At 63.8% G+C, this 16,842-nt stretch carries 15 protein-coding genes and 1 pseudogene; 6 read left to right on the forward strand and 10 right to left on the reverse strand.

Annotation, left to right across the window (positions count from 1 at the left end):
- Positions 1-656 (reverse strand): IS3 family transposase (locus AB0L63_RS03640; RefSeq protein ID WP_364494092.1); only part of this gene is annotated, 656 nt, incomplete at its 3' end.
- Positions 657-811: 155 nt separating this feature from the next.
- On the opposite strand from AB0L63_RS03640, the gene AB0L63_RS03645 reads away from it, so the two are divergent.
- Entirely contained in the window at positions 812-1,081 is a 270-nt protein-coding gene (locus tag AB0L63_RS03645) for a hypothetical protein (RefSeq protein WP_364494095.1), read from the forward strand.
- Between the two features lie 749 nt (positions 1,082-1,830).
- Here AB0L63_RS03645 and AB0L63_RS03650 read toward each other — a convergent pair.
- The 4 genes from AB0L63_RS03650 to AB0L63_RS03665 all read right to left on the reverse strand — a co-directional run bounded on the left by AB0L63_RS03650 (position 1,831) and on the right by AB0L63_RS03665 (position 4,770).
- A complete protein-coding gene (locus AB0L63_RS03650) occupies positions 1,831-3,036 on the reverse strand; it encodes a cupin domain-containing protein (protein WP_364494098.1) in 1,206 nt (401 codons plus the stop codon).
- A 40-nt stretch (positions 3,037-3,076) separates the two neighbouring features.
- Positions 3,077-3,850 carry a hypothetical protein gene (locus AB0L63_RS03655; RefSeq protein ID WP_364494101.1) on the reverse strand — a complete coding sequence of 258 codons (774 nt, stop codon included), beginning with the start codon at positions 3,848-3,850 and terminating at the stop codon, positions 3,077-3,079.
- Between the two features lie 304 nt (positions 3,851-4,154).
- Positions 4,155-4,292 (reverse strand): hypothetical protein, encoded by a 138-nt coding sequence (locus AB0L63_RS03660; protein ID WP_364494104.1) that lies wholly within the window; start codon positions 4,290-4,292, stop codon positions 4,155-4,157.
- Positions 4,293-4,593: 301 nt separating this feature from the next.
- Entirely contained in the window at positions 4,594-4,770 is a 177-nt protein-coding gene (locus AB0L63_RS03665; RefSeq protein WP_364494107.1) for a hypothetical protein, read from the reverse strand.
- A 544-nt stretch (positions 4,771-5,314) separates the two neighbouring features.
- On the opposite strand from AB0L63_RS03665, the gene AB0L63_RS03670 reads away from it, so the two are divergent.
- Positions 5,315-6,547 (forward strand): IS256 family transposase, encoded by a 1,233-nt coding sequence (locus AB0L63_RS03670; protein ID WP_364494110.1) that lies wholly within the window; start codon positions 5,315-5,317, stop codon positions 6,545-6,547.
- Positions 6,548-6,628: 81 nt separating this feature from the next.
- Here the strand turns inward: AB0L63_RS03670 and AB0L63_RS03675 are convergent, their stop codons facing one another.
- Complete coding sequence (locus AB0L63_RS03675) at positions 6,629-8,020, reverse strand: DoxX family protein (RefSeq protein WP_364494113.1); 1,392 nt, start codon at positions 8,018-8,020, stop codon at positions 6,629-6,631.
- Between the two features lie 87 nt (positions 8,021-8,107).
- On the opposite strand from AB0L63_RS03675, the gene AB0L63_RS03680 reads away from it, so the two are divergent.
- Entirely contained in the window at positions 8,108-8,803 is a 696-nt protein-coding gene (locus AB0L63_RS03680; protein WP_364495592.1) for a response regulator transcription factor, read from the forward strand.
- Between the two features lie 10 nt (positions 8,804-8,813).
- A complete protein-coding gene (locus AB0L63_RS03685; protein WP_364494116.1) occupies positions 8,814-9,776 on the forward strand; it encodes a HAMP domain-containing sensor histidine kinase in 963 nt (320 codons plus the stop codon).
- A gap of 232 nt (positions 9,777-10,008) precedes the next feature.
- Here AB0L63_RS03685 and AB0L63_RS03690 read toward each other — a convergent pair.
- The 3 genes and pseudogenes from AB0L63_RS03690 to AB0L63_RS03700 all read right to left on the reverse strand — a co-directional run.
- Positions 10,009-10,978, reverse strand: a pseudogene (locus AB0L63_RS03690) (IS630 family transposase); the annotation flags it as partial.
- Positions 10,979-11,108: 130 nt separating this feature from the next.
- Entirely contained in the window at positions 11,109-11,549 is a 441-nt protein-coding gene (locus AB0L63_RS03695; protein WP_364494119.1) for a MarR family transcriptional regulator, read from the reverse strand.
- On the reverse strand, positions 11,542-11,991 hold the full coding sequence (locus tag AB0L63_RS03700; protein WP_364494122.1) for an SRPBCC family protein: 450 nt from the start codon (positions 11,989-11,991) through the stop codon (positions 11,542-11,544). The genes AB0L63_RS03695 and AB0L63_RS03700 overlap by 8 nt, the downstream gene beginning before the upstream one ends.
- A 510-nt stretch (positions 11,992-12,501) precedes the next feature.
- Between AB0L63_RS03700 and AB0L63_RS03705 the strand changes: the two genes are divergently transcribed.
- Both AB0L63_RS03705 and AB0L63_RS03710 read left to right on the forward strand, forming a co-directional pair.
- Complete coding sequence (locus tag AB0L63_RS03705; protein ID WP_364494125.1) at positions 12,502-13,776, forward strand: IS4 family transposase; 1,275 nt, start codon at positions 12,502-12,504, stop codon at positions 13,774-13,776.
- Positions 13,777-14,064: 288 nt separating this feature from the next.
- Complete coding sequence (locus AB0L63_RS03710; protein WP_364494128.1) at positions 14,065-15,249, forward strand: recombinase family protein; 1,185 nt, start codon at positions 14,065-14,067, stop codon at positions 15,247-15,249.
- Positions 15,250-15,420: 171 nt separating this feature from the next.
- Here the strand turns inward: AB0L63_RS03710 and AB0L63_RS03715 are convergent, their stop codons facing one another.
- Positions 15,421-16,425 (reverse strand): hypothetical protein, encoded by a 1,005-nt coding sequence (locus AB0L63_RS03715; RefSeq protein ID WP_364494131.1) that lies wholly within the window; start codon positions 16,423-16,425, stop codon positions 15,421-15,423.
- Between the last annotated feature and the right edge of the window lie 417 nt (positions 16,426-16,842).

Genomic DNA, 16,842 nt, shown 5'->3' on the forward strand with positions numbered 1-16,842 from the left:
GGTCCTTGGGTGGCGCACTCCGGCCGAGGCGATGGAACAGCATCTACAATCGCTTCAACAACGAAATGTTGCTTCGACCAGTTGAATTCGCCTTGGACCCCGTGGTCGGAATGAATGATTGTCCCGGCCTGCGGTGAGCGGTTGGCGATGGCCATGCCCAGCGCGTTGGTCACCAGCGCCGCGGTCTGGGTCGAGTCGATCGACCAGCCGACGACCCGGCGGGAGAACGTGTCGAGCACGACGGCGCAATACACCTTGCCTTCCCGGGTCCGATGTTCGGTAATGTCGGTGACCCACAACTGATTTGGCTGCGATCGGGTGAACGACCGGTTGACCAGATCTCCTGCGGTCGGGGTCTGATGCTTCGGCCGGGGCCGGCGGTTGCCGGGCAGCCCCTTGATCCCGGCGCGGGCCATCAGCAGCTCGATCTGGCCGTGGCCCACGCTGATCCCGAGACCGAGAGTGAGTTCGGCATGAACACGATGGGCACCGTAGGTGCCCCGGGAAGCGGTATGCACGGCTCGGATCTGATCCAGTAGCCACACATGCCGGATCGAACGCTGAGACGGCGGTCGTGACCGCCAGTGGTAGTAGCCCGATTCGGCGACGTCGAGGAGTCGGCACGCGGCCTGCACCGGCAAGCCCTCAGACGCCATGGTGGCTATGGCCGCGTATCGCCTACATTCCCACTCTCCCACCCCCAAGACAAGCGAAACGGAGTAGCGCCTCAGAGCCGCACGCCATACTGATGCGCATGGGGTATGAAGCCAGGCGGGCGCATTCCCGTAGGGGGCGGATAGGCGGGAGCAACGTGCGCGGGTCGATCCGCTTCGTCGACCGCCCCGCGCGACGGCCGCGCTCCCGGTCCCCGTACTACCCCGGCTACCGCAGTGCCTCGCCCATACCGATCCTGTGGGGCCTCGCGACGCTGGTGGGCGTGCCGGTCCTGCTGCTGGTCGTGCTGACCCTCACCTCCCTACGATCCCCCGACCGACCGGCCGACACCGCCGTGGTGCCCTCGCCCGCGCGGACGACCGCCCCTCCACAGACCTGCTTCCCGTTCCAGACGACACCCTGCTGACCGCGCCGCGCCGCTGAAGATCGAAGCTGCCGCGCCCTCCCTCAACGGGAGGGCTTGCCACCGAATCCCCCGAGTACCAACGGCCGTGGCTCAGGCCGCGATGTCGAAGAGGGTCAGCTCGGCGCGTTCGCGGGCGCGCAGCTCGACGCGTTCGCGGGCCTCACACGTCGGGCCGATAGGGGTGCCGGTAAGAATCGCGCCACATGAGGCAATCAGGGGGCGACGGTAATGAACGTCAGCGAGACGCCGCTGGGCTGCACGACGTTTCCGCAGTTCGGCGCTGTACGTGGCAGCTTCACGCCGACGGGTGTCACTGAAGTACATCGCAGCGCCGACTCAATTCAAGATCACAGAATAGCTGTGTTACCTGGGTTTTCTCTCGCCGTATGTACCAGGTGACACCATCCTTAACGGCACCCCTATGATCGAGTGCCGGTTGTTCTTGTGGGGCTACGGGAGGAAGGATGACCGAGCCGTTCGGGCCAGGCGCTGGCGGGGCTGCGGCTGCCGCCGCGCGAGAGGTCGCCGAGCGGACGGCGCGAGCGCTGACGCCGGTGCATCCGGTACCAGCCGACGCTGGCATGACCTGGCGAGCGGGACCCCAGCCGCTGGCGCGCCCTGCGCCACTTCACCTGTAGTCCCGAGAAAATCGGCACCATCGTCAAGGCCGCGCTGGTCCTCACTCGCTTCGAATACCGCCGGACCGCTTGAAAGTCGGTGAGATCACCTCAATGACTTACCGACGGGGATCAACGGCTATCGTGTCGTACGTGGACAGCCCCGATCCGGGCCAAGGTCCGGACGGTCCGGAGACTGATTTCGGTTCCCGAGCCGAGGAAGTCACCTGCCTTAATCTCGGTGCCGGGAGTTAGTTCCGCGAGCCGGATTGCAACCTGTACGGGCATCGCATACCTGTTCCCGTCGACGAACACCACAGACTTCTCGTTGTTGGTGGAAGCGACTTCCACCGAGACGGCATTGCCAGGATGCCGGCTGACGATACTGTTATCAGACAATCCTTCCGCATCCGCAAGGTCCGCGAACGGCCGAGTCACTGTCGAGTCCACAGCTTCTTTGCTGGCGGTGATGAGATCGTCGACAATCTGTCCGGTTTCTCGGGAACGCAGTTCGGTGTACAAAATCTCCAGGCGCGCGGCCAGATCGTGGGTGAGCTGCTCGCGGTTTGCGGAGTTGAGATAGGGGGTGATGTGAAAATCGGGATTGCTGTCCATGATGCTGCGGGCTGTCTGCAGAACAAGATCCGACCACCTCTGTGGGGTGATCATGATTGAGAGGTGTAGTGACATCGAGTCTTCGGCGACGGCGGCATGCGGCGCCCCGTGGGGCAGATATATGACGTCGCCCGGTCGCACAGATGCGGCGAGCAATGGTTCCCCCAGTTTCTCCGGCGTGTAGTGTGCCACATCTCGGTGTGGTGTCTGCGGTCTCGGCCATACGCGCCATGACTTGGTGCCGTGCAGTTGTACGACAAAGACGTCGACGGGGTCGTGATGGGGCAGGAAGCCCTGTTGCCCGGCGGGGGTGAGGATGGCGTTGAGGTCGCACAGGGTCGCGAACCGATCGGCCAGTACGGCGATGAACGCTCTCAGGTTGGGCCGAGTGTGGCCGAGTGAATTCCACGTTATCGTCGCGCCGGTCCGGAAGAATCGCAGAACCTTCTTCGGGTCGACGTACCCGCCGATGTCCTTGCCTTGCACATTCATCGATCGGGTGTAATTGTCCACCGGAACATCTCGGCCCTGCGCCGATAGCCTGATGTACGGAGGGCGCACGATCTCGGAGTTCAACAGATCATCGAGATCCGCGACTGCCAGAAGTTCTGTACAGGACGGCCCACTGAGTGCACCACGACGCAATAGCGGACGGCGGTCGAAATATTCTGCGGCGAAGACAGACTCGTCGCCGACCAAGTCGGTGAAGCTCGGTATGTACATTACGGCGCGCCTTCAGAAGGTTTTGACAGCCGACCGAAAGTCAGTAGTCCGAGAACATGTCGTCGTACCACAGCCGCGACCCGCGAACGACGTCGGCCGCTGTGGCGATGGCATCGTCGAAATCGGCGGCATCGATGACCTGTCGATTGGAGATCACGATTGCGGACAGGTCGTTGTGTCCCGCAGTCGCATTTTCCAACTGATGCCACCACAACGGCCGTACTGCGGTTGAGGTGAACCCATAGTGTTTCATGAGACTCGACAACAGCAGGTTGTCGGCGACATCCGTCGAGGCGGGGGACTTCTCGATGAAAGCTAGTGTTGCCGCGTAGGCAACCGGGCTCCGGACGGCCGCGGCTCGGATCAGTTCAACGAACTGCCTCGTCGACTCCCTAGGCCCGGCCGCATCCAGCTCGTCGAAACCCAACCCGAATACCGACCCGGCAGGACGGTAGATTCGCCAGTGCCACGACTCCTCCTCGAGAAAGCGCGTCCAGAGTTTCCGCTCGTCGGAAGACATCTCGTGGCCGAAGACAGGGGAGATGTGGTAGCTGGCGCTCTTGGTGAAGTGGTAGTTCTCCACCAGCCATCTCACCCCAGCGGCCCGGTCGTAACGCCCCTCTACCAGCCTATTCAACGTGGTATCGCCGCGGTTGTGCTCGACCATGCTCGCGTGGATGCGATCGAGCACCGCGGAGACGGCATCGAGGCCGGATACGCCTGCCGCCGGCGGCTCGCAGTCCGCCAGCATTCCGGTCGCTCCAAGTTTTTCGAGCAGTTGGCGCCACGCGGGCGCGAGACCTTCGGTCGCCATTCCACGATCAGGGTCACGGAGAGCGGTCATCAGCGCGTCACGCGGGCGGGCGGTCAACCGCACAGTCAGTATCGACTCATTGCGCCGCAGACAGATACTCGTATCTGTCGAATCGACTCGCGTGCCCGCGGCCAGACGGACCCGTGGGGGCAACCACATGCGGAACCCGCTCTGCAGGGGCAGAGGCAATTCGGTCTTCAACGGGAGGCACCTCTTTGCGGTCTGAAACAAACCCGACTGCCGGACCGGGTCATGCAGCACACCTCGCCTCATCGGAGTACTGCCGCATGACCGCGTCCTGCCGCTATGTCAAGATGGAGGACCGCATGGTGCCCATCGAGGCCTGGTCCAGCGTCTCCAGCAACTCGATGCCCGTCTCGGACCCGAAGTCGAAGCCGTCCGACCGGGCTGAATCATCCCTGGTTTCCGATTGAATGTTCATTGATCTACCCCTTTCCATACTGACTGGCCGTAATATTTGATGCGAAACTCATCGATTGCCGATGCGCAGCCGCTTGACTAGCGGAGACGGTCGAGATGCGCTGGCAGCCATAGAGTTTCGATTCAATATGATTATCGAGAGGTCCACACACCACAACCAGTCGAGCTGCCCAACCGTGGGAACAGATCAGCTCTTCCTCCGATCGATCGGAGGGTACCGACTGGCGGTTTGTCGGGAACCAGGCGCGGACCAGTAGCTACCGCTGCCCAGTCGCCGCGGTGCCGGTGCCGGGCGTGGACGCTTATCGGGGTCCAGCGCGGCGCATGTTGTCGCGGGTCACGAAGTGCCGCCGCACATGCCGCAACGTGGCTTCGGTCTCCTCGTGCTCGCCGGTATTCACGATCGCCTGGGTGAACCGGCGCAGGATCGACTCCGACCCGGCGGTGCCCAACCGCAGCGCGGTCGCGTACTTGACCATCGCAGGCGAAGATGGTGCGCACCGCGCGGCCGAGTTCTTCGAGGGCCTGGTAAGTGGGGAGCTCCACAGAGTAACGAAGCCGCAGGTCAAGTGCCTGCGGCTGCGTGGCGATTGTGGCATTGCACGAACAGCTGTCGGAGCTCGTAGCCGATCCGGGTACCCGTCGGGCCGGGGGATCACCTTCGGCGTGTCCCCCCAGAACGGTCTTGATTCATGATTCGCTAATCATTATTCTTCGTTCGGGTATCCGGATCGTCGGGGACCTTGACGAAGGCCGGCACGAACAGTGCCGTGACCGGATCAACCGCAAAGTGCTCGGCGCCTTGTGATATGTCCGGGTATGAGTCGATCTGCATCTTTTCGCGGCAGGCTCCGGCACCGTCCAGCCTCACCGGAACGCCATCGGGCAGGGGGTTAAGTCCAGCAGGATGGTGTACGACCGGACGCCAGCAATGTCTGGGCGTGTCGTAGCCGGATAGAGGGTGGTCACCGCGTGATCCTTCAACAGACCTACCAAGTCACTGAAGGAAGAAAGTTTCACGCGATGACCTCTGTCCAGCCTATCGACCCGTCCAGGATGCTGTCGGATCAACTCGCTGTCGCGAGTCCGGATCTGCTGCGCGAGATGATGTCTACGTTCATCCAGGCCCTGATGAGCAACGAGGCCGACTCGATGTGCGGTGCCGGCTACGGCGAACGCAGCGACGAGCGGGTGAACTCGCGAAACGGCTACCGCCACCGCGATTTCGACACCCGGGTCGGCACGATCGATGTAGCGATCCCGAAACTGCGGTCGGGCTCGTATTTTCCGGAGTGGCTGCTCGAGCGCCGCAAACGCGCCGAACGTGCGCTGACCTCGGTGGTGGCAACCTGTTATCTACTCGGTGTGTCGACCCGAAGGATGGAGAAACTCGTCGAATCACTGGGCGTGACAAAGCTTTCCAAGTCACAGGTCTCCATCATGGCCGCCGAGCTCGACGCCCAGGTCGAAGCGTTCCGCACCCGGCCACTCGATCAAGGCCCCTACACGTTCGTCGCCGCCGACGCCCTGGTGTTGAAGGTCCGCGAGAACGGCCGTGTCGTGAACGTGCACGCTCTGGTGGCTACCGGAGTCAACGCCGACGGATACCGGGAGATCCTCGGTATCCAGGTCACCAGCGGTGAGGACGGCGCAGGCTGGCTGGCGTTCTTCCGCGATCTGGTCGCCCGTGGCCTGTCGGGGGTCTCAGTGGTCACTTCCGACGCGCACGCTGGATTGGTCGCCGCGATCGGAGCAACCTTGCCCGGAGCGGCCTGGCAGCGGTGTCGCACCCATTACACGGTGAATTTGATGTCGATCACTCCGAAATCATCATGGCCGTGGGTGCGGACCTTGCTGCACTCGGTATTCGACCAGGCAGACGCCGAATCAGTTGCCGCCCAATATGATCGGATGCTCGACGCCCTGGCCGAGAAACTCCCGAAGGTCGCCGCGCACCTCGATGCGGCCCGCGCCGATCTGCTGTCGTTCACCGCGTTCCCCAAACAAATCTGGCGCCAGATTTGGAGCAATAACCCGCAGGAACGACTGAACAAGGAAATCCGCCGGCGCACCGATGTTGTCGGAATCTTCCCCGACCGACAAGCCATCATCCGCCTCGTCGGCGCCGTCCTCGCCGAACAACACGACGAATGGATAGAGGGCCGCCGCTACCTCGGCCTCGACGTCCTCGCCCGCTCCCGCGGCCTGTCCGACCCCACCGAACAGGAGGACACAACCCCAGCACTGACCGCCTGACCCAACAGGATCACGTGGCAATCACCTCAATACACCACGCATTTGGACTTGACCCGGCAGGGCGCGGGTCGAGCGATGAGTTCAGAGTCGCGGAGTGTTCTGCATCCAGTGAAACGGTGTGTTTCGCTGTGGGAAGCTGTTCGGGTTTATCCGGTCGAGTGTCAGTGTTACATGGTGGCCATCCAGTTCGCCGGTCAGCACTGCGTTGTCGGGGTTGGGTTGCTGGAAGGTGAGGATGCCCTGCGGATTGAGAGTGCGGGCGGGTTCGGCCGTCGATCCGGGTTGTGGCCTGTCGCCGATCAGCCGGATCCGATGGTCGGCGGCCTCCACGTCTGCGGAAACGGTCACCAGAGTGTCGTCCATCTGCTGGTAGGTGACTATGTTCGGGTAGTCGAACACCACAGTTTTCCAGCGGGTTTCGTCGGTGGTCAGCGGTGGCACCGGTTGGCCGTCGCGGATGTACTGCGATACCGACCAGATGCCGTACAGCGGAGGTTTGGGCCGATCGGGCCCACCTGTGCGCCAGGCGTGCAAGCTGCCATGCACCTGCGCCGCCGCGATCCAAATGCCGAACGCGACCTGCGTCAGCGCCGCGATACGGCGCCATCTCGTGGTGCGGAACGGATACGGCACGGCGGAAGGACCGGTGCCGCGGTTGAGCAGCAATACTCGTATCAACCGCGGCGCCTCGGGCGCCAGCAGCAGCAACGACATCAGCAGCAGATGTGCGGACAAGATCTTCTCCGGCACATCGAAGGTCATGTTCAGCACGAGGATCTGCAGCGTGTCGATCATAGCCAGCAACGCGCCGAGCAGCGCGGTCCGCGGAATGAACAGCAGAATCGCGGCCGTGATTTCCGCGGCGCCGAGCATTATTTCGTACGGTCTCGACACACCTACCTGCGACCACAGCACGGCCATCGGCGTGAAGTCGCCGTACTTGGTCAATAGCGCAGTCAGCGATGGCTGCGGCATCTGCACCGCCATCGCCTTGGCGCAGCCGTAGCTCAACATCTGGCCGGCCAGCGACAGCCGGATGACGAGGAGATACCAGCCCGCGAGCGTGCGATAGTGCGCGCGTCGCCGGTCCAGCAGCGACCATACCGCTGTCCCGGCCACCGCCACGACCAGCACGCAGAACAACAGGACCCAGAAGATTGTCTGGTCACCGACACCGCTCGGATACAGCTGCGTGGAGACACCGAACAGGCGCCGGCTCACCCAATTCAGGGCGGGCTGCACTGTCCGGACAGGCCAATACGCCGCACCGTGACCCAGCCAGAATCCGAACCATCCGGTCAGCACGAAGACGATCGGTGGAATGAATAAGCAGACCGAGCCGAAATACAGCAGGCAGAACCGGAACGCGATGCGGGTGAGCGGTTTCCACCTCGCAGGCTCGGGTCGATCCGGCTCCGTCCCCACGTCATCAGCGCTATCGGACCTCGTTCGTGCTGCCGTTGTCTGGCTCATGACGCCAGCCTGGACAACGTGGTGTTGCCGGGCCGTATGAGGTTTTCGATACGCCGGCGATATGCGCCGGCTCGTAGCCTTGGGTGCATGCGTGTGTTGGTTGTCGAGGACGAGCCCTATCTGGCAGAGGCCATCCGCGATGGGCTGCGTCTGGAAGCGATCGCGGCCGACCTCGCCGGTGACGGAGACACCGCCCTGGAGCTGTTGCGCGTCAACGCCTACGACATCGCCGTCCTCGACCGCGACATTCCCGGGCCTTCCGGTGACGAGATCGCCGAAGGGATTGTCGCTTCGGGCAGCGGCATGCCGATCCTGATGCTCACCGCTGCCGACCGACTCGACGACAAGGCCTCCGGGTTCGAGCTGGGCGCCGACGACTACCTCACCAAGCCGTTCGAACTGCGCGAGCTCGTGCTCAGGCTCAGAGCACTCGACCGCAGGCGCGCGCACTCCCGACCACCCGTAACAGAGATCGCCGGCCTGCGTCTGGACCCGTTCCGCCGTGAGGTCTACCGCGACGGCCGCTACGTCGCGCTCACCCGGAAACAGTTCGCTGTGCTCGATGTTCTTGTCGCTGCCGGAGGCGGCGTCGTCAGCGCCGAACAACTCTTGCAGCGCGCGTGGGATGAGAACGCGGACCCCTTCACCAATGCCGTGCGCATCATCGTGTCGGCCCTGCGCAAACGGCTCGGCGAGCCTGGGCTGATCGCCACGGTTCCAGGCGTCGGTTACCGCATCGATGCAGGACCGGACGCCGATGCGGTGTGCGTCGCGGGCGGATAGGGCACCGGGTTTGAGCGTTCGCCTCAAACTGATCCTCAGCTACGCCGGCTTCCTCATGCTCGCGGGTGCCATGCTGCTGGCTGCCGTGTGGCTGTACTTGCTGGATGAGGTGCCGGACGTGACCGCCGTCCCCGGGGGTGTGCTGACCCGCTCCGGGCTTGCGCGGCACTTCGCGCAGGCCGCGGGCGCTGTGCTGGTCTTCCTGTTGGTGTTCGGTCTGCTCGGAGGGTGGCTTCTCGCCGGCCGCATCCTCGCGCCCCTGACTCGCATCACCGCCGCCACACGCCTGGCTGCGAGGGGGTCGCTCTCCCACCGGATCGGGTTGCCCGGCCCTCGAGACGAGTTCCGCGAACTCGCCGACAGTTTCGACGCCATGCTCGCCCAGCTCGAAGCGCACGTCGCCGACCAACAATGGTTCGCCGCCAACGCCTCCCACGAACTGCGCACCCCACTGGCGATCACGCAGACCCTCCTCGACGTCGCCCGCGCCGATCCGAACCGGGACACCGGCGAGCTCGATGAGCGCCTGCGCACCGTCAATTCCCGAGCGATCGCCCTCACCGAAGCACTGCTCCTGCTCAGCCGTGCCGACCAGCGATCTTTCACCCGCGAACACGTCGACTTGTCCCTCCTGGCCGAAGAAGCCGCCGAAACGTTGCTCCCCCTGGCAGAAAAGAACGACGTCACCATCCAGACATCCGGGGAGATCACCCCCACCATCGGCTCACCTGCCCTCCTGCTGCGGATGACCACGAACCTCATACACAACGCTATCGTCCACAACCTCCCCGAACACGGCACCGTACAGGTCGATACCTTCATCCGCCCCGACTGCGCCGTGCTCACCGTCGAGAACACCGGTGACATACTCGCGCCGCAGGTGGTCTCAACACTCACCAAACCGTTCCAACGCGGCACCGAACGCATACACACCGACCACGCGGGTGTCGGCCTGGGCCTCGCGCTCGTCTAGAGCATCACCCATGCGCACGACGGAACCCTCATCATCGTCCCCCGCCCCGCCGGCGGACTCCACGTCACAGTGCGGCTGCCCTCCTCACCACCACCCACCGACATTGATGATGGTGAAGGCCCTGATCGTCGTGTCTCTCCCACCGACACACGGGACTGGTGATCGACCGGCCGGTGTTCGGACACAGCCAGGGCGGTCTGTCGTACCCGAAACCGACCGCACCTCGAATGCTGCGGTTGAGCCACGAGGAATTCGTTGGGGTGTTAGGCGATTTCGACGTTGTTGACCTCGGCCCAATCGCCGACGCGGCTGTCGACGCGGGTGCTCAGATGCGGTGCGAAGTTGTCGCAGACGATGGCGATGGGCACATGCGGTGGGTGCAGAGTCCGCAGATAGTGGCAGAATTCGAGGAACTGGGTGCGGGTCTTGCGTGGTTTGACGTGGCCATAGAGCTTATCCGCTCGCAGGTCGAACGCGGCGAACAAGTGCCGCACGCCATGCGGCCGGTTGAATGTGGCGCGCCGCCGCGGCCGAGGCCCCCTGTCGGGATCTTTGTGTTTGCCGCCGCGTTCGGCCCACTGCCTGCCCGGATGCGGTTGCAGATTCAGCGGTCCGAACTCATCGAGGCAGTAGATCACCCTCGGCTCGCCGTCCTCGGGTGCGACCTCGCCGTCAGCGATCGCGTAAAGGTGCTCGACGCGCGCCTTCTTGACCGCGTAATCGGGGTCGCGGGAGGTCTTCCAGGTCTTCACGCGTTGAAACGACACGCCCTCCTCTCGGAGCAGGACCCGAAGGCCCTCATGGCTGATGTCGTCGACCATCCCCTCGGCGACCAGGAAGTCGGCCAGCTTGGCCAGGCTCCAGGTCGAGAACGGCAGGCCGTGTTCGACCGGCGTGGACTTGGCGATCTTCTTGATCTCACGACGCTCTGCCAGGGTGAATGTTTTCGGCCGCCCGCCTTTGTATTTCGGATACAGCGACGCGAATCCGTCGGTGTTGAAGTTGTGCACCACATCCCGGACCCGATCAGCACTGGTGAAGGTCACCTCAGCGATCCTGGCGACCGGCATACCCTGGCCCGACAGCAGCACCACCTGCGCACGCCGCCACGTCACCACCGACCCCGTGCCCCTGCGGATGATCCGCAGCAGCCTGCGGCCCTCGTCATCATCAAGCTCACGGACCCGAACTCGTTCTGCCACCCCGACAGCCTGAACCACCACACGATCCACACAGGGATTTCCACCGGCGCGTCACCTACGAAACAGGGCAAAGGTTCCCGGACGCGGCACTAGTCGAATCCGGAGGTCGGATCTCCGTTTAATTGTCACATCATCTCCCGCCGCGCCGGGCGGCGATCGATCTCAGCCGGTCGCGTAGCTCTTCGCTATCGGTACCGAATACCTGTTGGTCGGTGTCGACGACGATCCGGATGGCTCGGCGGGCGAGATCGCGCCCCTCGGCGGTCACCTCGACGCGCAGGATTCTTGCGTCATCGGAATCCGGGCGACGGACGAGCAGGGCGCGATCTTCCAGGACGCGAATGACCCGAGACCCCATCATCCGGTCCGCGCCCGCCATATCCACCACTTGCTGCTGAGTCGGTAGCTCCGCGCCCTGTCTGCCGAGCCAGCCCGCGGAGGCGAGCAAATTGAACTGCGTCAATGTGAGGCCGAGGGGGCGGAGGTTGCGTTCCACGGTGGCGCGCCACTCCAGCGCGGCGTGGTGCAGCCAGAACCCGGGGCTCATCAGCGGACCCCGCGGTTCAGCCATGTTCGGGCTCCTGCGCCGCACCCGCCAGTCGTCGCGCCTCGACCTCCAGCGCCGCGATGGTCAAATGCATATCGGCGCGGATGCCGCGCTCCCAGATCAATCGGAAGATCGGCCGGAACGGACCGTGCACCTCCATCCGCTTCCCGACCCGCACCGTCCCGTCGCCGAGCGGTTCATAGGTGTAATGGCCGCGAATCTTGCCGAACGGGATTCCGGCCTCACTGGTCCACGAACACCCCGGCTCGACCGCGATGATGGTGAACGGACCGGCCGGCGCGCCTTTGGGCTTCACCCAGCCGGTCGTCCCCGGCGCGAATGGCCCGTCGATCCGGGCCTTCTCCTCATGCGGATCCCAGGACGGCCAGTTGGCGACATCGGTGGCCGCCTGCCAGATCTCCTCGATCCCTCCGGTGATTACGGCTTCTTCGTGAATCACATACATCGGAACACTCCCTGACTCCGCCAGCGGCGACAACTTGTTGTTGCAACAACAGTATCTGTTGTCGCAACAACAAGTCAAGAGGGTCATGGCTGCCAGGTCCGGCGGCTTGCCGCTGGCCGCCGAGCGACTGCGCCGCGAAGGGCGTAGTCGCGACCGCCGATCTCGAATTCGACCCGATCGCCCGCACCGCCGTCCGTGAAGCCGTCAACCCGCACTATCTGGAGGTGTTACGCCCGCTGATCGAAGCCGCGGCAACCCATTGACACCTACACCCAGGCACTGCTGTCGATGGCGCTGCTCGTTCTGCCCCATCTCGCACTCGCGCCGCATGTGCGGGGACTAGACCCAATGCCGCGCAGTTAGCGTGGATGGGTGCAGTGCAAGTGAGTTGCGCTGAGGCGCTTGGCATGTCGCGATATGGAACAGCGGAACTCCTGGTAGAGAGGCTAACGACCAAGAAAACCGTTCCACCGGGGAGTTCCGCTGTCTGTGCAGTCTGTCATCAATCGTGTGTCGGGGGTAGCGGCGGGGCGGTTCGCGCCGGGACATCTGGGCGAGCTGACCCAGATCGTGCCGTTCGAGATGGTCGATTCGGTATTGGAGGCCACCAGCTCGGCGCGGTCGCGGGTGCGGGAGTTGCCGTCGCGGGTGGTGGTGTATCTGCTGCTGGCCGCGGCGTTGTGCGAGGGCATGGACTATACCCAGGTATGGGCCCGGCTGGTCGCCGGTGTGGGTTCGGTGGTGGCCTCGCCCGGGTCGTCGGCGTTGTCGCAGGCGCGCCGGCGGGTAGGCCCGAAGCCGTTGCGGGCGTTGTTCGACCTGGTCAAAGGGCCCGCTGCCGGTGCGGTCCGGTGGCGGGGGCTGCTGGTGTGCGCCTTGGACGGTACCTGCCTCTACGCCCCGGCCAGTGACGCCAATCTCGCCGCTTACAATCGTCATCGGGCCGGACCCAACGGTGATTCCGGCTTCCCGATGCTTCGGTTGGTCGCGGTGGTGGCTTGCGGGACGCGCACCGTGGTAGATGCGGTGTTCGGTTCCGATCGCTGCGGCGAAATCACTTATGCACCAAAACTGTTCAGCTGTCTGCGGGCGGGGATGCTGTTGCTGGCCGACCGCAACTTCGACGCGGCCACCATCATCGAATCCGCCGCCGCTACCGGCGCGCAGCTGCTGATCCGCGGCCAGGGGAGACACAAGATGTCGGTGGCGGCGCGGCTCGCTAACGGGTCGTGGCTGACCCGTATCGGCACGGTCACGGTGCGTGTGATCGACGCCGACATCGTCATCACCGGTACCGGTGATCGACAGGCTGTCCGGTGTGTCGAGCGCTACCAGCTGATCACCACCCTCGTCGACGAAAAGTTTTATCCAGCAAAGGATTTAGCGGTTCTTTACCATCAGAAATGGGAGATCGAAACCAGTTGTGCGGAACTGAAATCCACCATGCTCGGCGGACGCGTTCTGCGTGCGCGCCAGCCCGAACTGGTTACCCAGGAGATCTACGCACTACTGATCGCCTATCAGGCTCTGCGGACCGCCATCGCCGACGCCACTCTGGCCACCGGCGCGATCAGTGCCGACCGCGGCAGCTTCACCGTCGCCCTCAACACCGCCCGTGACCAGCTCGTCCGAGCAGCCAGCATCATCGCCGGGACCATCGTCGACCTCGTCGTACAGATCGGCCGCGCCATCCTGGCCGCGCCCCTACCAGCCCGACGAGCCCGCACCAGCCCTCGCGTCGTCAAACGCGCCATCTCTAAACACCTTTCATACCGGCCGCGGTGATAAATGACTTCTGGCTACTGATCGTGTTACGGCTTCGGTGAGACCTCCGGACTGTTTGTCAATGGATTGCGCCTCGCGGTGATGGCAGGGCCGAGCTGCGGAGTCGGGAGGAAGTGATCGGGTACCGCCCGGGATTTAGGCGACTTCGTCTTCGATCAGACCGTATGGTGGCTGGTCTGCTCTTCGCGAGTAGCGGACGACGATGTCGTTGTCGGCTGAGGCCGGTGGGGCATTGTCGACCACGAAGATCTGAGCGCCTTCGCCGGGCCCTGACAGCCAATCGTGGAGATGCTTGTAGAAGTCGTCAACAGCGACGCTGTCGGCGAACTCGGCATCGCGGTCGCCGCCTTGGCCGAGGTTCTTCTGTGGGCTGTCGTCGGTGGCCGAGGAATTTTCGCGATCGCGGAGGCACTGACCCGCGACGATGTCCCCTCGCCGTCGGCCTACGACCCCGCACGAAACCGACACCGCCCCAGGGTGGCCTGGTCCAAAGGCGCGATTCGGGTGATCCTGTCCAACCCTCGCTACACCGGGCGGCAGGTGTGGAACAAACAACGCAAAGACGAAATCCTCATCGATGTCGAGGACATCGCTTTGGGGCATGAGACCCGGATGCGGTGGAACGACCGTGACCAGTGGGTCTTCTCCGATCACACGGTGCACGACCCGATCATCGACACCGACACATTCGAACGCGCCCAGCAGGTCCTGGCCGCGAAGGGAGCGGGCCGAGGGACGCGGGAACGGCACCGCACCCATCACACCTACATGTTTCGCGGTCGGCTGCGGTGTGGACTGTGCCAGCGGCGGATGCAAGGCCAGCGAAGCCGGGACATGCTGCTCTACCGATGCCGGTATCCCAACGAGTACGCCCTGGCGAACAAAGTCACCCATCCCCGCAACGTGTATCTGGCCGAACGGGACCTACTCGGCCCGCTCGATGATTGGCTGGGCACATGCTTGGCCCCGCACCGAGTCGCCGAGACCATCGATACTCTCTACCGGTCCCAACCCGACCACGACCTCGACCCGTCGGCAGCGGCCGTCGCACAGGCGATCGAAGACTGTGACCGGATCCTGGCGCGACACCGGGCAGCCCTGGAAGCAGGAGCCGACCCGCATCTGGTGGCGCAATGGATAGCCGAGGTCCAAGCCCGCCGCGCCGAAGCCCTCGCCCGTTCACGGCCGACCACTAGGCAACGGCGAATGACCAGCGAGGAGATCCGCGATCTCATCAACGAACTCGGAGATATCCGACACGTGCTGTCCGGAGCGGATCCGGTGGACAAAGCCCAGGTCTACCAGCACCTCAACCTGCAGATGACCTACCACCCCGCAACACGACTCGTGCGGGTCGAGACATCTCTCGACCCGCACGGTTGGGGTTATGGTAAGTGTCCGGAGGGGGTATCGACCAGTACACCAACCTGCTGCAGCACCGAAAACTGCTGGTCATCGGCAAATAGCGCGTGACGGTTCTGGTCCGGTGTGCCGTAGGTTCGAGCCCCGGCGGGGCACTATAAGGATGGGACTGGTTCTGACCGCCGGTTTCCTGGGGAACGCTGATAACCCAAGAAACGTTCGCGCACTTGGGATGAGGGATCGTTCTGCCCAGGAGTGGGACCCAGCGGGAATCACGAGACATCACGAACTCCTGAGTGATGTCAGGGGTTCGAGTCCCCTCAGCTCCACCAGATGTCCCTTACTCGAACCCGGTACCGCATAGATACCGGTGAGTGAGGGACATTTCTCGTTTCCGGAGTCCTGCTCGGGAGGCTGCGGGCCCTTCCATTTGATCGGCGTTGAAGTCCTACAGCCGCCGGTTCCGCGCCGTACACGCAACTTGGCCGCTTCATGGAAGTCGTCGAACGGGCTGCTGAGCCTGCCGCGGATCACGATCTCCTCGTCGACGTAGAACCGTTCATAGAACGTCTGGTTCATAAGGCGGCGGGTCTCGTCACAAGCGTCGCGATACATCGCGTGCGGGTCAGCTATGAAGCTGAGGGCCTCCCGCAGCACGTTGGCTCCGGCCCCGAGCTCGGCACCGGTCCCGAGGAGACCTTCCTTCGCACGATCGCGCTCGACTTGGATTCGCCGGAGGCGGGTCTTGATCTTCTCCTGCGGTATCGAGCCGTCTGCCGCCAGATCCAGCAGACGCTCCTCTTGCCCGTCGAGCTCCTCGAGTCGCCGCTTCAGCGCCGTGTGCATAGTTCGGCCGCTGCTCTGTTCGTCAGCGAGGGCATCGTCGAGCAGCGCGTTGACTTCGGCGATGAAGTCCCCCGGCAGTCGAAGCGTGGCGTACTGGTCGACCATGGCCTGCTCAACGAGTGCAGCGGGCAGATGCGGCGGGTCGCATGCCCCGTTCTGGCGGCTACGGCACAGGAAGTAGCCGTACGAGCGGCCGGTGCGGCTCCTGGCCTCCGTGTAGATAAGGCGTGAGGTGCGCTCAAGTTCGCGGCAGCGACGACAGAACAGAGCGCCTTTGAGGTAGTGCTGGAGAACTCGATCCCGCTGCCCGGGACGACTTCTCAGGTTGCGGACATCCTGGACTCGATCGAACAGCTCCTGATCGATCAGTGGCTCGTGCCGCGCCGGGTAGACCTGGCCCTTGTAAACGACGTAGCCGAGGTAGTAGACGTCGCTGAGCATGCGCTGGAATTGCTTCAGGTCGACCGGCCGTTCGGGCAGTTTGCCTCGCGCGCGGCTGGTGAGTCCCATGTCGGATCGTCGCTTCGAGCCCTTCGAGCGTGTAATCGCCTGTGGTGTACAGCTTCCAGGCCATCTGGACCAGCGGAGCCCGCTCGGGATCCACCTCAATCGTGTTGAACCGCTTGCCTTCGAACTCGGCGTGCACGTTGCGGTAGCCGAGTTTGGCGAACCCGTTGGTTCCGCCATTGACGGCCTTCTGCAGCATCTTGTCTTGAAGGTCGAGGCCCTGCAACGTGTTCTGCAGGCCGTTCATGATGTCGAGCATGCCCTCCATCGCGATGGCATACGGCCCCTCACCGAAGTCCTCCTTGACCGACACGAGCCGCACACCGATCTTCAGCAGCTGCACTTGAACGA

The organism is Nocardia sp. NPDC051990 (assembly GCF_040680755.1).
In the GTDB taxonomy this organism is placed as follows: domain Bacteria; phylum Actinomycetota; class Actinomycetes; order Mycobacteriales; family Mycobacteriaceae; genus Nocardia.

Bases quoted from the DNA above. Each gene is read 5' to 3' on its own strand.
- AB0L63_RS03710 (WP_364494128.1), top strand. From the start codon at position 14,065: ATGCTTGTAGAAGTCGTCAACAGCGACGCTGTCGGCGAACTCGGCATC.
- AB0L63_RS03650 (WP_364494098.1), bottom strand. From the start codon at position 3,036: ATGTACATACCGAGCTTCACCGACTTGGTCGGCGACGAGTCTGTCTTC.
- AB0L63_RS03670 (WP_364494110.1), top strand. From the start codon at position 5,315: ATGACCTCTGTCCAGCCTATCGACCCGTCCAGGATGCTGTCGGATCAA.
- AB0L63_RS03675 (WP_364494113.1), bottom strand. From the start codon at position 8,020: ATGAGCCAGACAACGGCAGCACGAACGAGGTCCGATAGCGCTGATGAC.
- AB0L63_RS03655 (WP_364494101.1), bottom strand. From the start codon at position 3,850: ATGGCGACCGAAGGTCTCGCGCCCGCGTGGCGCCAACTGCTCGAAAAA.
- AB0L63_RS03680 (WP_364495592.1), top strand. From the start codon at position 8,108: ATGCGTGTGTTGGTTGTCGAGGACGAGCCCTATCTGGCAGAGGCCATC.
- AB0L63_RS03660 (WP_364494104.1), bottom strand. From the start codon at position 4,292: ATGAACATTCAATCGGAAACCAGGGATGATTCAGCCCGGTCGGACGGC.
- AB0L63_RS03665 (WP_364494107.1), bottom strand. From the start codon at position 4,770: ATGGTCAAGTACGCGACCGCGCTGCGGTTGGGCACCGCCGGGTCGGAG.
- AB0L63_RS03715 (WP_364494131.1), bottom strand. From the start codon at position 16,425: ATGCTCAGCGACGTCTACTACCTCGGCTACGTCGTTTACAAGGGCCAG.
- AB0L63_RS03700 (WP_364494122.1), bottom strand. From the start codon at position 11,991: ATGTATGTGATTCACGAAGAAGCCGTAATCACCGGAGGGATCGAGGAG.
- AB0L63_RS03695 (WP_364494119.1), bottom strand. From the start codon at position 11,549: ATGGCTGAACCGCGGGGTCCGCTGATGAGCCCCGGGTTCTGGCTGCAC.